The following is a 13829-nucleotide window of genomic DNA, read 5'->3' on the forward strand; positions in this document are numbered from 1 at the left end:
TTGCTCATTTACGACACGGTCTGTACAGTTTCCGCCATGGTGCCGCGACCCCAAGCATTGCCGAGCGAATTGCCAGGCGCCGCGCCACCGGTGGAATCGGTGGGCTTCCTGTTGATTCCCGGCTTTGCGTTGATGAGCTATGCCGCTGCGGTCGAGCCGCTGCGCGCCGCCAACGTGTTGGCTGGCAAAACACTTTATAAATGGTGGAATGCCGCGCCGGCCGACAAGCCCGCGCTGGCTTCGAATGGAGCCGCCGTGCTGCCGGACTTCAAGTTCGGCGCCGACGTGGGCTCGCTCGATCTCATGTTGGTGTGTGCCGGCGGCAATCCAGCGACCTTCAACGATCGCCGTACGTTCAGCTGGCTGAAGAAACTCGCGGCCCGCGGCATCAACATCGGGGGCATCTCTGGCGGCCCGTTTATCCTCGCCAAGGCCGGCCTGCTGTCCGGTCGACGCTGCACCGTCCATTGGGAACATTTGCCCGCGTTTCAGGAAGCGTTCCCCGATGTGAAACTGACCCGCTCGCTATTCGAGTTCGACGGCAATCGCGCGACGTGTTCGGGTGGCGTCGCCGGCCTCGATATGATGGTGGCGTTGATCACCCGCGATCACGGACATGAGTTAGCCGCCGCTGTCAGCGATTGGCTGTTACATACGCATGTGAGAGAAGGCGCAGGCCCGCAACGGATGGATCTGCGCTTTCGGCTCGGCGTCAGCGACGCGAAACTGCTCAAGGCGTTGCGCGCGATGGAAACACACATCGAAACGCCGCTGTCACGCGATCGACTCGCGACGCTCGCGGGCGTATCGCTCCGGCAGCTCGAGCGATCGTTCAATAGCGAGCTGGGGCGCGGCGTTCATGAGCACTATCTTGCCGTGCGGCTCGCCAGATCCAGGCAGCTGCTGCGCGAAACCTCGCTGTCCATTCTCGAAGTCGCGCTGGCCACAGGCTTCGCGTCCGCCAGCCAATTCTCGCGCGCCTTTCGTCGCAGTTTCGGCGCGACACCTCGCGACGCCCGTGAGCGCGACCGACGCGTCACTGATCCAAGTTGATAAACCAGTTCTCCCAATCGGCGTCCACCGCCCCGCCGTGCTGACGATAGAAACTCTTCGCCGGCTCGTTATCCGGCAGCACCTGCCAACGGATCATCCTCGCATTCAGTGAGCGTGCGTGCTCGATCACCGCATCCATGAGGCCGTGGCCGAAGTTCTTCCCGCGCGCCGCTTCGTCGATGAACAGCTCCTTCAACACAACGGTCGGTCGCAAATCGAACGTGTAAGGAATCACGTAGATCACCGCATAGCCGACGAGCGCGCCGTCGAGTTCGGCAACCCACGCGGTGAACTCCGGCGCACGGTGTGGTGAGAAGCCGCGCTCGATGAGCGCGTCAACGGTCACCGCGAACCGATCGTCATAGCCCTCGAAGCGCGCCAGGCCTCGCATCAGCGACAGTAACTGCGGCGCGTCCGAAGCTCGAGCACGACGAATCATTTCCTGCCGGTCTCCAAAGTGAAGCCTTCATCCAGCCAGCCGGTGATGCCACCGATCATCAACTTCACGGGGCGGCCGAGCCGCGCCAGTCGGATCGCGCCACGGTGCGCGCCGTTGCAGTGAGGACCTGCACAGTACACCACGAACACCGTGTCGGACGGATAGTCCCGCAGCGTTCCTTCGATGATCTTTCCATGCGGCAGGCTCACCGCGCCCGGCACATGGCCTTTTTCGTACAGCGCGTGACTGCGCACATCGAGCAGCACGAAATCCTGTTTGCCATTGGACATGACGTCGTGCACGTCCCAACAGTCGGTTTCAAACTCGAGCGCAGTCTCGAAGTGCTTCAGGGCGCGCTCGCTGCTGGCGGGTGCGACGGCGGTGACGGCGGTTGTCATAAGGGCCTCCAGGCTCGGTTGATGTAGGCATTCTGCGCAAAATCGCACCCCAGCCCCACTGGCGCCGACGCCATAGATCGGTAACATCGCGCCATGAGCAAAAAGACCCGCTCCACTCGTCACCGCGTCGTCGCCCTGGCCTACGACGGCCTGTGCACCTTCGAATTCGGCTGTGTCGTCGAGCTGTTCGCGCTCGACCGGCCGGAGCTGGGCGTTGAGTGGTACGACTTCGCGGTGTGCTCGGCTGAACGCGGGCCGTTACGTGCTGCGGGCGGCATCGAGGTCCGGGTGCCGAACTCGCTGTCGTTGCTCGATGAGGCTGACACCATTGTGATTCCCGGCTGGCGGAATGCGGACGAACTCCCGCCGCCTGCCCTGCTTCGTCGGATTCGCGCCGCTTATGAGCGAGGCGCACGCCTTTGCACGATCTGCTCGGGTGTGTTCGTGCTCGCTGCTGCCGGCGTGCTCGACGGCCGGACGGTCACGACTCATTGGCGCTACGCCGAGCGCCTGAGCAAACGTTATCCAACCGTGACGGTGGAACCCAACTCCCTCTATATCGATTCGGGACAGGTGCTCACCTCGGCCGGCTCCGCTGCGGGATTGGATATGCTGCTGCATCTCGTGCGACGGGACTATGGCGCCCGGATCGCGAATCAGGTCGCGCAACGCCTGGTCATCCCGCCTCATCGCGAAGGCGGTCAGGCTCAGTATCTGCCGCGCCCCATGCCGCAGGATGAGCGCAATCGTCTGTCGAAACTGATCGACTGGGTTCGCGCGCACCCTTCGCAAGCTCACACATTGCGAACGCTGGCACGTCGCGCCTCCATGAGCCCTCGCACGCTGCAACGTCAGTTTCAGGAGACGGTCGGCTTTGGGCCCTACGAATGGCTGATTCGCGAGCGCGTCGCACTGGCCAAGGACATGTTACAAGCGGGTCGCCATTCGCTGCCTCGGGTCGCGGAGGCCGTCGGGTTCAAGTCTCAAGAAACATTCCGGCGTCACTTCCGCCGGGTCGCCGGCACCAGCCCGGCCACCTATCGCCGCCAGTTCGCGAGCAACTGACGGTCGCTTCATGTCACGACCGAACAAGCTACTGCTCGTCCTGAGCTTCGTTGGATTCATCGCGCTGGGCCTGCCGGACGCGGTGATCGGTGTTGTGTGGCCTGCGCTGCGCACTCACTTCGGGTTGCCTCAAGATGCGCTGGGCCCGCTGTTCATCACTGTGACCGTGGGCTCCGTGATGGCGAGCACGGCCAGCGGCGTCATCCTGAGTCGAATGGGCATTGGCGACCTGCTCGCGTTCTCATGCGCACTGACGGCCATCGCGCTATTCGGCTATACCCTCGCGCCGTCGTGGACGGTGCTCGTCGCCATTGGCTTGCTGACGGGCTTCGGCGCAGGCGCCATCGACGCGGCGATCAATACTCACGCCGCGACTCGATATTCGGCGCGGCTGGTCAATGTACTGCACGCGTTCTATGGCGTCGGCGCGGCGGCAGGCCCGGCGTTGATGACCACCGTGTTGACGACCGGACGGCCATGGCAGCTCGGCTATCGAATCATTGTCGTCGTCGAGCTCGTGCTCGCGGTCGCATTCATCCTGTCCCGAAAGCAATGGCCACCGCCGGTCGCCGCACATGAAGAACATCTGCGACCGGCACGTTTGGTTGAGACATTGCAGCTCGGCAAAGTGCAGCTCTCACTGCTGGTGTTCCTGATCTACACAGGCTGCGAAGCCGCGGCGGGCGCGTGGGTGTTCTCGTTGTTATTCGAAGCTCGTGGCATCGCCACCGCAGCGGCGGGCACGGCGGTAACTCTGTATTGGGGTGGATTGTTCGCGAGCCGGCTGGGCTATGCGTTCCTGCCGTCGAACGTCAACCCGGAATCGATCGTGAAGCTCTGCATGATCGCAGCGCTCGCCGGCGTCGTGACATTGCTGCTCGACCTGCACCCCATCGTGGACACCGTGGCCATCGCATTGATGGGATTTGCCGCCGGCCCGATCTTCCCCTCGTTGATCGCAACCACTCCTGCACGAGTCGGGCCGCGACACACGGCGAACACAGTCGGCTTGCAAGTATCCATGGGCGCCGTGGGCCTGGCCGCATTGCCGGCGCTGTGCGGTGTGATTGTTCAGTACTGGGGATTGGAGCTGATCCCCGTCGTGCTGATCGTAGGCTGGTCGGTGCTGCTGACGGCGTACCTCGCACTCCGTCGTCTTCAACGCGACGACTTCGCGGTACTATCGCCGCCCCAGAAGCGGAGCGAGCAATGATCAAGCACATCGTCCTGTGGCGGCTCAAGAACAAGGCGGACGTGGCGCACGTCAAGCAGGAACTGGAAAGCATGCGCGGCAAGATTCCAGGCCTGCTGAGCCTGGAAGTGGGCGTCAATTTCGCGGAGAACTCACCCGTGGACGTCGGGCTGTACAGCGAGTTCACCGACCGGGCGGCGCTGAATGCATACGCCGACCACCCGGTCCACGTGCCGGTGAAACAAACAGTCGGCAGTCTGGTGGCCGAACGGTGGGTGCTGGACTACGAAGTCTGATCTGCCAGGCGGCGCTCGGAATCGAACGCGTCCAGGCGATCGAAAATGTCGCGGAGCTGCTGACGCAACTGCTTCAGCTCGGTCTGCGACATGCCTTCCACCATGGCCTGATAAACATCGGTGCTCAGGGTGTTGCACAGTTGCGCGACTTCCCGACCCTTCTTGGTGAGCGACACCGTGACCGAGCGGCTGTCGTCCTCGGCACGCTTGCGCTTGACCAGCCCTCGTTTTTCCAGCTGCAGGATCTGGTGAGAGATGGTCGATTGAGGCAGCACCATGCGGCTGACCAGATCGCCGACCCGCGCCTCCTCGTCTTCCATCAGGATGACCAGCATTCGCGAGTTGTGCAGATCGATACCGTATTCCCGGAAATAGGGATTACAGATCAGGAACACCCGGGCGCTGATGCGATGGATGAGAAAGGAGATACGTTCGTCGAGCGGCGGCAGCGGCTTGTTCGATTTGGCCATTGTTTCGCAGTTGCTATTCTTCGCAGATCCCTGCAACTGCGCGGCACTCTAGCACACGGCCGCCAGACAAATAACAGCGCCCAATGAAAAGCCAGCCGATTGCTCGGCTGGCTGTAGCTGCGATCGACTCAGCGGTTGCGATCCTTGTCCTGATCCCGGTCCTGTTGCTCGGTGCGGTTGCCGCTGCCACCTTGCTGCGGCGAGCGCATCTGACCCGACGATTGGCCGGGCTGATTGCGTTGTCCGCTTTCCTGACTCTGCTGACCCGAGCGCGAACCGCCGCCTTGCTGATCCTGACGGGCCTGGTTCTGACCTTGCTGCTTGTTACCCTGTGACGACTGTTGCTGCTGGTTGCGATTGGGATCGCTGCCCGCCTGCTGATTCCGATTTCTATCCTGCTCGTTCGCCATGAAAGTCTCCTCGAGTGGCGCGTTGACTTCTCTATGAGGCCCGCCGCGAGAATCGCGGAGGGGAAACTTCCCTCATCGATGTTGCGCCTGACATCGCTGTGCTAAACGCGCAGCGACTCGCGGAGTTGCATGTGGACATGCGCACAGTTCGCAAGGAATATCCGAGGCTGACGTAGGTTATAGCTGTAGTGCCAATCACGTCAGCCTGTGCGGACTATCCACAATTGAGCTCAGTGACTGTGCCCGGTCCAGGCCGGGCTCCAGTCGACACCATGGCGATCGCCAAGCTCCCAGTAGAACTTGCTACGCGGCCGATTGTAATTACCGATCTCGTTCATGCTCTCGGAGTCGTAGAGCCGGCCATTGACCATGGTGTAACGCACGCTGTTGGTATTCCGGATGTCGGCGAGCGGATCGCGATCCAGCACGATCAGATCGGCCAGCTTGCCGGGCTCGATGGAGCCGAGCTGATGATCCAGGCCATAGGTGTGAGCGCCGTTGATGGTCGCGGCACGCAGGATTCGCATCGGCGCCATGCCGCCTTCGGCGAGCAACTGCATTTCCCAATGAATGGCGATGCCTGAGGATTGACCGTGCGAGCCGACGTTGATGGTCACGCCCGCATCGTCGAGGCGTTTGATGGAACGCCCCACCGAACGGAAGCCCACATCGTACAACTCATCCGCATAGTGAATGGTCTGCATGCCACGCACGTACAGCGGCGCCTCGCCCGCGCCAGTGATCGGGTTGTACGCGTTGTTCACGCCCGGAATATAAGTGCGAACCTTGCTTTCCTTCCAAGGCTCCTGGTGCTGATAGATATAGTTCTCGCCGAACAGCTCGCCGAAGGTGACGATCAAGGTCGGCGTGCTGGACATCTTCGCATTCTTGAACAGTTGCAACAGATCGTCGTAGTACGTCGCGACCGGCAGGTTGTGCTCGAGGTTGGTGGTGCCGTCGAGAATCATGCTGACGTTGTCATAGAAATGACCGGCGCCTTCCGCATCGACCATCAAGCCGCCTTCCGCGGCCGCCTGTAACAGCCATTGCTTCTGCTCGCGCGTGGTCAACTTGTAGCTCTTCAGAATGTGGCCGCCGATCGCCTGCTTCCGCTTCACGATGGCGCGTGCATCGTCGAGATTCCGGATCTGATTGAACACACGATCCGGCTTGCCGGAGCGCCCGTAGATCACAAAGCCCGTGCTCAGCCAGCGCGGCCCGACCATCTCGCCCGCTTGCGTCATCTCAGTCGCTTCGTAGCTCGTGAGCTCGTTCGAGTACGGATCGAAGTTCGTGGTCACGCCGTACGCCAGCGCGGCGTAGTGCGTCGGTCGCTTCACCGGCGTTACCCCGGTCATATAGCAACAATCGATGTGACCGTGCGCGTCAAACATTCCCGGCATGAGCGTCTTGCCGCCGAGATCGATGACCTTCGCGCCCCGCGGAACCGTGACGCTACCCATCGGACCGACCGCCTTGATTCGATTGCCTTCGACGACCACTGCGCCTCGCTCGATGACGTTCTCCTGAGTCATCGGCAGGATGCGCGCATTCACGAAGGCAACGGTGCCTTCAGGAACATCTCCTTTCACGCTCAAAGCGATGGCTCGCTGAGCTTTCTCGACGACACCGCGTTCGCTGGGCGAGCTCACAAAGAGATCCCGACCGAGCATCCAGATCATCTTCGAGGAGTCCGGCGTCCACACCAGCTCGAAGCCATCCGTCGCCGTGAGCTGTCGGGCCGCGCTGTTTCCCTGAGCCGTGACTTTGAATGCCTGATCGCTCTCCTTGTACGGCATGACATACAGCTGGTTGAATTCCTTGAACGCCAGCCACTGAGCGTCCGGGCTGAGCACGAAGTCGCCTGTATCGGCAGTCTCGGAGTACGCGACATCGCGAGCATCCTTGCCATCGACACCCATGCTCCGGAGCAGCACAGCTTTGCGGCCGGCGAAGTCGGGCGAGCCGAAGAAATAAATGCGCTTGTCGTCAGGCGAGAACTGCGCGAGCCCGCTGGCTTCGCCGAGGAATTTTCCACCGGTGCCGTCCGCGTTCACGATGTAGATGCCGACGCGATCCGCCGCGCCACCCATCGCGTTGTCAGGATCCATGATGCGATAGGCAACACGACGACCGTCGCGCGAGAAGGTGGGCTGACGAATCGCGCCTCGGCTGCTCGCAATCACTTTTTCTTTGCCATTGGCAGAACGCAGCTTGAGCGTCGAGCCTTTCTCGTCGTTCCACTCGACGTAGGCAAGCGTGCGCCCGTCGGGCGACCACATCGGCTCACTCTCCGCCTGCACTGACTTCGTCAACCGTTGCGGAGCGCGCTGACCGGCCAGATCCTGTCGCCACAGCTTGCCGAGTGCGCGAAACACCAGCTCACCGCTGGGAGAAACAGCGAGCTGCCTGAAGATACGCACGTCGAACTGACTGGGCGCGGACTCGAGCTGAGTCCGCAGTGTCTTGTGAATACGATGGTGAGCCGGTGCCTGGAACGGAATCTGCGTCGCCTGGCCGGTCTGCACATCCACCTTCAACAGCTGACCTTTACCCCAGATCGCGACGTGACGATTGTCTGGAAACCAACCGAACGCCGGATAGTAATGCTCTTGCGGGATGTAATCGCCCTGCAGATCGCGATCGAGCTCTTGATACACCGGATGCTGCGTGCCGGCGGCCACGTCATAGCGGAATAACACGGTCTTCGAACCGACGCGGCGAATGAATGCAACCGTCTTCGCATCGGGCGACACCTGGGGCGTCGTCGCGCTACCGAAGCCAGCAATCAGATCCAGGCTCTCGCCGGTTTGCATATCGAGCCGGCGAATGACGAAGTTGCTGAGCCCCGTGTTCAAGTACACGTAGTGCTCACCGCCTTTGCGCTCGGTGTAATAGAGATAGCGACCGTCGGATGCGAGCCGCGGCTCCTGCACATCCTTACCGCTCTCCGGCGGCGACACGACGACTTGCTCGGCCGCGCCGTCGAGGAAGAAGCGGCGAACCTCCGACATCTTCATCTCGTGCGTGCTGGCGTTAGTTTTGATGGCGACGATGGAACGACCGTCGTGCGACCAGGCCGGCCCGGTGATCATCGCCAGATTTTCTTTGCTGATCTGCCGCGCGTTCGAGCCGTCGAGCGCCGAGATCCAGATATTGTCGGCGCCGGTCTGATCGCTGAGATACACCAGCGACTTGCCGTCCGGGCTGAATTGCGGGCTGCGTTGCACGGCGGGGCCGGCGTGAATGGGCTTGGCCGCGCCGCCTTCGGCGGGCATCACATAGATATCGTTGAGCAGATCGAATGCGATGGTCTTGCCATCGGGGCTCACGTCGAGACTCATCCACGTCCCTTCGGACGCGGTGAAGTCGATGTCGCGATACGCCGGCTGTTGATCGGCAGCGCCACTGATTTGAGCCGTAAACACGGCGCACAGCGCTCCGGCGAGCGTGAGCGCACGCCGGGCGTTGCTTCGTCCACTCATCGATGACCCCTGTTGAATATTGTCGGGTCATCTTATAGAGCCGGTTTCTCGCGGACCGGCGCGTTCTCGGAGCGGCTCGGTGCCTGGTGGGCACCAGCCGCCCGAGAATTCAAGCGGGCTTACGTCAAGCGGCCGGCGCCGCCGGCTTGCGGAACTTCAGCGTCATGCGATCCGATTCGCCGATCGCATCGTACTTGGTGCGATCGAAGTTTGGATCGTTGGCATCCGGGCCTTCGCTGTAGGGGCGCGTGCGCTTGGTAGGCGGCAACGTCCACACGCCGAACGGATGATCCTTGGTGTCCTTCGCGTTGGCGTTGATCTCCGACTTCTCCACCAGCTCGAAGCCGGCCTTCTGCGCCTGCTCGATCACGTAGGCTTCGGTGACATAGCCGCTCGCGGCCTTGGGATCCTGCTCGCCCGGATTGGCGCGATGCTGCTCGATCGCGAGAATGCCGCCGGGTTTGAGCGCGCCGTACAAATCCTTCAGGAATTTGTCGGTGACGCCGCCACCCATCCAGCCATGGAACGAGCGCGCCGACAGCGCGAAATCGAACGTGTTCTCCGGCAGCGGCGCCGACTTGGCACCGAAGTTCACAAACTGCACCGGGCCATACACATCGGGCTTGGCAGCGAAGCGCGCTTCGAAATCTTTGCGGCCTTGTTTGGCTGCTTCGGACAACTCCGGGTTCGCGAGATCCGCAGCGGTCGCGTAGTACTTGCCGCCGGTCGCTTTCGCGTACGGCGCGAGAATGTCGCTCCACCAACCGGCACCGGGCTGCACTTCGAGCACCGTCATGCCGGGCGCGAGACCCCAGAATTCCAACGCCTCCTTCGGATGCCGGAATTCATCGCGCGCCTTGTCATCGGCGCTTCGCCACTCACCGCTGATGCTCGCGACCAGAGGATCGGCGGCCGCCGGCTGAGTCGCTTCGGCGACCGGCGGAGTCTGGGTCGTCGGTTCCTGCTTCGAGCAAGCTGACAGCGCTGTAAGCAAAGCGAGCGCGGACACGCCCATCAAGGATGTTTTCATGAATTTTCTCCTGGCTTGTGGCAGACGGCTTCGAGATTCACTCCGTTGAGATCGATCACGAAGGCGCCGTAATAGTTCGGATGATAATGCTCGCGAATGCCCGGCGGACCATTGTCACGAGCGCCGGCTGCAATGGCTGCTTTATAGAATGCGTCAACCTCTGCACGGCTCTTCGCCGTGAAGCACAGGTGCATGCCCTGCGGTGCCGCGCCCTGGCCGATCCAGAAGTACGGTTTATGGTCGGAGCCGAAGCCGGTGAAGTCGCTCGGCCGCCCGCTCTCTTCCTTGGGCACGTTCATGATCACGCCGATGCCGAGGGGTGCGAGCGCCTTCAGATAGAACTCCTTGGACGCGGCAAAATCCGGGACGGAAATGCCAAGGTGGTCGAGCATGGGAAGTCCCCTGAATGAATGGGCGCCAAGCATCGCATCGGGCCGAGGACAGGTTCAATCGCGGCGGTTGCGCTCTGTCGCACCGGGGGCTCACTTGGCCGGCCCGGACGGTCGAGTTACACAGGCGCGCCAATGCCGCCGCCCCGTAAGATAGCGAAGGCCTGCGCCCCCTTAGCCAAGGACCATCATGACCGACAGCGTCCCCTTGATCGATGCCGCGACCATTGAGCGCCTCACGCCCATGCCGGCACTGATCGCCGCGTTACGCGCCGCTTTTGCCGATGGCACTTACCAGTCGCCCCCGAGGTACGCGAAAGACTTGAGCAAGACGTCCTCGCTGCTGGTGATGCCGTCGTGGAGCGAAGGCGCGCGACTGGGCGTGAAGATCGTGAACGTGGATCGTGTCGCCCGGCCCTCTGTGCGCTCGAGCTATGTGTTGATGGATCGAGCGACCGCTCGCCCCCTCGCCATCCTCGACGGCGCGACGCTGACCCGTCGACGAACTGCCGCCGCCTCGGTGCTCGCAGCGACGTTCCTCGCTCGCCCCGATTCACGACGACTGTTGTTGATCGGGACCGGCGCGATGATTCCGGCGTTGATCGAGGCGTATGCCAGCGCGTTCCCCATCGAGAAGATCTTCATCTGGGGACGCGATCCCGAGAACGCGAGTGCCGCCGTGACACAAGCGCGAGCGAAGGATTTTCAGGCGGAAGCGATCACCGATATTTCGGCGGCGCTCGCGAACGTGGATATCGTGTCCGCAGCGACGCTGGCCACCTCGCCCTTGATCATGGGAGAAGCTCTACGTCCGGGCATGCACGTGGATTTGATTGGCGCGTTCCGTCCCGAAATGTGCGAGGCGGACGGTGTCGCGTTCGCGCGTTCGCGGGTGTTCGTGGACACGTATGCGGGAGCGATGGATGAGGCAGGCGATTTGCTTCAAGCCATCGCCAGCGGACACTTCAATGAAGAAGCCATCGCGGGAGATCTGGCGTCACTGTGCCAGGAGAGGAACGCGGGTCGCGGCGCAGACCGCGACGCCATCACTCTATTCAAGTCGGTCGGTGCCGCGCTCGAAGACCTAGCCGCGGCGGAAGTGGTCTTCGAACGCTGGCAAGAAGATCGAGCTTAGTGGCCCGTCGTCGGCGCCGTCAGGTGCTGTTCCGGTTCGGATGATGTGACCTTGCAGCCCCATACCGCGTAGAACAGCACATACAGCTCGCACACCGCGGTCAGCAGGAACGATGCCTGCAGACCGAACATATCGGCGAGCCGCCCCTGCACGACCACCAGCGCGCCGCCGGCAATCGCCATGATCAACAGGCCGGAACCTTCTTCGGTCAGCGGGCCCAGGCCGCGAATGCCGAGCGTGAAAATCGTCGGGAACATGATGGAGTGGAACAGGCCCACGGAAATGAGGCTCCACATCGCGACCTTGCCGGTCGCGAATACCGTCAGCACCATGACGATGAACGCACCGGTGGCGGCCCACGCCAGCACGTTCTCAGCAGCGAACTTGCGCATCAGCTGACTGCCGGCGAAGCGACCGACCATCATGCCGCCCCAGAGCAGGAACAGATAATTCGAGGCCTGCGCGTGCGTCAGGTTGCCGATCTCCGGCGACGAGACGAAGTTGATGAACAGGTTGCTGACGCCGATCTCGGCGATCAGATAAATGAAGATGGCCGGAATGCCCAGCAGCAGATTGCGATGCTTCCACAACGAATGGTTCTTGCGATCCGCGGCGTCGAGGCGGCGCGTGGCGGCATCCAGATCCGGCAGCTTGTAACGTGCGATCACAACCGCCAGCACGACCAGCACCATCGCGACGATGAAATAAGGCAGCTGCACCGACTGCGCGTCGGCCAGGCGCTGCTCCATCGTCAACACGGCGGCCCCGCCTTCGACGTTACCCGAAGCGCTGCGGCTCAGAATCAAATAGCCGCCGAACAACGGCGCGAACGTCGTGCCCATGGAGTTGAACGCCTGCACCAGATTCAATCGTGACGACGCGCTCTCCGCCGGACCGATGACCGCGACGTACGGATTCGCCGCGACCTGCAGCAACGTGATGCCGGCGGCGATGATGAACAACGCCGTGAGCACGACTCCATAAGAAGGAATCCTCGCGGCCGGAATCATCAGCAGTGCGCCGACCGCCATGATCAACAGTCCAATCACCATCGAGCTCTTGTAGCCGATGCGCTCGATGAGCTTGGCCGACGGAATCGACGCGACGAAGTACGCGATGAACCACACCGACTCGATCCAGGTCGTCTGCGTATAGGTCAGATCGAACACGGAGCGCAGGTGGGGCAGCAACGTGTTGTTGATGACGGTGATGAAGCCCCACATGAAGAACAGGCTGGCCAGCAGCGTGAGTGCCGATTTCTGCGTGCTGGTAATACCGGCGCTGGGGCTGGCCGGAAGAGAAGACACGGGTGACGCCATGAACTGCTCCGAGGGGCGGGCGAATTGTCTGAGTATAGCCCAGGTCACGGGCTGGCCAGCAACAGACCCGACATGTCCGTGTCGCCCGGCGGTTTCCCGGGCTGGCTTGGCGCGCGGATTACGCGGCCTTCGCCCGGCGAATGAATTCAGCCGTGGCCTCGCGCGCAGCCGCCGCTTCGTCCTGGATCCAGTCGCGAAACTGACTGATTTTGCGACTGTCCTCGCGCCCGACCGGCACCGTGAACCAGAACGCCCAGCCATCGTTGGCGACCAGATCGTGCGCGGGCCGACAAGCCGATCAAGGTGCGATCTCAGTGGTCACACATCACGCCTACTTCCGCTCATTGGGAACAAGCGTGGTCCGCGGACGGCGGCGCGACCTGGGAAACAAACTGGATCAGCGAGCTGACCCGGAAAGCGTGAGTCAGGCTCTATAGCCGTTCAAAAATACATCGAGGGCGCGCTCGACCATGCCTTTGATCTGAGCGGGCGTGGGGCTCGGCGTTTTGCGTAAGAAATATTGATGCCACGGCTCGCCATGCGCGAGCAGCGCCGCCAGATGTTGAGCTGCAATCTCAGGATCCGCGCGGCGCAGTTGATTGCGATCCATCGCGCCAGCGAGATAACGACCGATGGATTCGATGGTGCGCTTCGGACCCGTCTCAAAAAACGACTCGCCGATATCGGAGTGCGCGGCCTCGCTGACCACCACACGATAAGAAGCCACCGCCTCGGGATCGGAAATGAACGCGAGGAACTGCTCGCCGAATCGCTGTAAGGCCTCGCGCACATCTTCATCGACGCTCTCTTCGAGGCGCTGGACCGCCGGCGACACATATTGCTCAGCCAGCTTGTTCACGATCGCCAGGAACAGCGCCTCCTTGGAGGGGAAGTAGCCGTACAGGGTCGCTTTTGAGCCACCCAAGCGACTCGCAATCTCTGCCATCGAAGCCCGCTCATAGCCCAGCTCAAGGAAGGTTTTCCTTGCGATTTCAATGATTTCGTCCCGCTTGGCGTCGGTGCGGACCTTCATGTCGACCCCATCACATAACTGAACCGAGGTGTACATTTTTGCTTGACCCGACGCGCCTGTCAATTCTAAACTAAACCGTACAGTACGCTTTTGGTCTTAGTTTGGAGCTTCCGCA

Annotated in this window: 14 protein-coding genes; 5 read left to right on the forward strand and 9 right to left on the reverse strand. The window is 61.9% G+C overall.

Annotated elements, in window-relative coordinates; all coding sequences use genetic code 11:
* The first annotated feature begins 36 nt into the window (after nucleotides 1–36).
* Nucleotides 37–1053 carry a GlxA family transcriptional regulator gene (locus tag ACFPN2_RS06985; RefSeq protein ID WP_380595902.1) on the forward strand — a complete coding sequence of 339 codons (1017 nt, stop codon included), beginning with the start codon at nucleotides 37–39 and terminating at the stop codon, nucleotides 1051–1053.
* Here ACFPN2_RS06985 and ACFPN2_RS06990 read toward each other — a convergent pair.
* Nucleotides 1037–1492 carry a GNAT family N-acetyltransferase gene (locus tag ACFPN2_RS06990; RefSeq protein WP_380595903.1) on the reverse strand — a complete coding sequence of 152 codons (456 nt, stop codon included), beginning with the start codon at nucleotides 1490–1492 and terminating at the stop codon, nucleotides 1037–1039. The genes ACFPN2_RS06985 and ACFPN2_RS06990 overlap by 17 nt on opposite strands.
* On the reverse strand, nucleotides 1489–1890 hold the full coding sequence (locus tag ACFPN2_RS06995; protein ID WP_380595904.1) for a rhodanese-like domain-containing protein: 402 nt from the start codon (nucleotides 1888–1890) through the stop codon (nucleotides 1489–1491). The genes ACFPN2_RS06990 and ACFPN2_RS06995 overlap by 4 nt, the downstream gene beginning before the upstream one ends.
* Nucleotides 1891–1983: 93 nt before the next feature.
* Between ACFPN2_RS06995 and ftrA the strand changes: the two genes are divergently transcribed.
* From ftrA to ACFPN2_RS07010, 3 genes are read left to right on the forward strand one after another with little or no spacing between them, the layout of a single operon-like run.
* Nucleotides 1984–2955, forward strand: coding sequence for a transcriptional regulator FtrA (gene ftrA, locus ACFPN2_RS07000; protein WP_380595905.1), 972 nt, complete (start codon nucleotides 1984–1986; stop codon nucleotides 2953–2955).
* 10 nt (nucleotides 2956–2965) lie between these two features.
* Complete coding sequence (locus tag ACFPN2_RS07005) at nucleotides 2966–4168, forward strand: MFS transporter (protein ID WP_380595906.1); 1203 nt, start codon at nucleotides 2966–2968, stop codon at nucleotides 4166–4168.
* Complete coding sequence (locus tag ACFPN2_RS07010) at nucleotides 4165–4443, forward strand: Dabb family protein (protein ID WP_380595907.1); 279 nt, start codon at nucleotides 4165–4167, stop codon at nucleotides 4441–4443. The genes ACFPN2_RS07005 and ACFPN2_RS07010 overlap by 4 nt, the downstream gene beginning before the upstream one ends.
* Here the strand turns inward: ACFPN2_RS07010 and ACFPN2_RS07015 are convergent.
* The 5 genes from ACFPN2_RS07015 to ACFPN2_RS07035 form a co-directional block, all read right to left on the reverse strand.
* Entirely contained in the window at nucleotides 4431–4913 is a 483-nt protein-coding gene (locus tag ACFPN2_RS07015) for a MarR family winged helix-turn-helix transcriptional regulator (RefSeq protein ID WP_380595908.1), read from the reverse strand. The two genes, ACFPN2_RS07010 and ACFPN2_RS07015, sit on opposite strands and share 13 nt — an antisense overlap.
* Nucleotides 4914–5041: 128 nt before the next feature.
* Nucleotides 5042–5323 carry a hypothetical protein gene (locus tag ACFPN2_RS07020; protein ID WP_380595909.1) on the reverse strand — a complete coding sequence of 94 codons (282 nt, stop codon included), beginning with the start codon at nucleotides 5321–5323 and terminating at the stop codon, nucleotides 5042–5044.
* A gap of 230 nt (nucleotides 5324–5553) precedes the next feature.
* Nucleotides 5554–8808 carry an amidohydrolase family protein gene (locus ACFPN2_RS07025; RefSeq protein ID WP_380595910.1) on the reverse strand — a complete coding sequence of 1085 codons (3255 nt, stop codon included), beginning with the start codon at nucleotides 8806–8808 and terminating at the stop codon, nucleotides 5554–5556.
* A gap of 124 nt (nucleotides 8809–8932) precedes the next feature.
* Complete coding sequence (locus ACFPN2_RS07030; RefSeq protein ID WP_380595911.1) at nucleotides 8933–9838, reverse strand: class I SAM-dependent methyltransferase; 906 nt, start codon at nucleotides 9836–9838, stop codon at nucleotides 8933–8935.
* A complete protein-coding gene (locus ACFPN2_RS07035; protein ID WP_380595912.1) occupies nucleotides 9835–10230 on the reverse strand; it encodes a VOC family protein in 396 nt (131 codons plus the stop codon). Before ACFPN2_RS07035 ends, ACFPN2_RS07030 begins: the two co-directional genes overlap by 4 nt.
* Nucleotides 10231–10417: 187 nt before the next feature.
* Here ACFPN2_RS07035 and lhpI point away from each other — a divergent pair, with 187 nt between their 5' ends.
* Nucleotides 10418–11362, forward strand: a complete 945-nt coding sequence (gene lhpI / locus ACFPN2_RS07040; RefSeq protein ID WP_380595913.1) for a bifunctional Delta(1)-pyrroline-2-carboxylate/Delta(1)-piperideine-2-carboxylate reductase — start codon at nucleotides 10418–10420, stop codon at nucleotides 11360–11362.
* Here the strand turns inward: lhpI and ACFPN2_RS07045 are convergent.
* Together ACFPN2_RS07045 and ACFPN2_RS07050 are read right to left on the reverse strand one after the other, a co-directional pair.
* Complete coding sequence (locus ACFPN2_RS07045; RefSeq protein WP_380595914.1) at nucleotides 11359–12681, reverse strand: sugar MFS transporter; 1323 nt, start codon at nucleotides 12679–12681, stop codon at nucleotides 11359–11361. The genes lhpI and ACFPN2_RS07045 overlap by 4 nt on opposite strands.
* 424 nt (nucleotides 12682–13105) lie before the next feature.
* Nucleotides 13106–13714, reverse strand: a complete 609-nt coding sequence (locus tag ACFPN2_RS07050; protein ID WP_380595915.1) for a TetR/AcrR family transcriptional regulator — start codon at nucleotides 13712–13714, stop codon at nucleotides 13106–13108.
* Between the last annotated feature and the right edge of the window lie 115 nt (nucleotides 13715–13829).

Origin of the sequence: Steroidobacter flavus (assembly GCF_042651805.1) — a bacterium.
Lineage (GTDB): Bacteria > Pseudomonadota > Gammaproteobacteria > Steroidobacterales > Steroidobacteraceae > Steroidobacter > Steroidobacter flavus.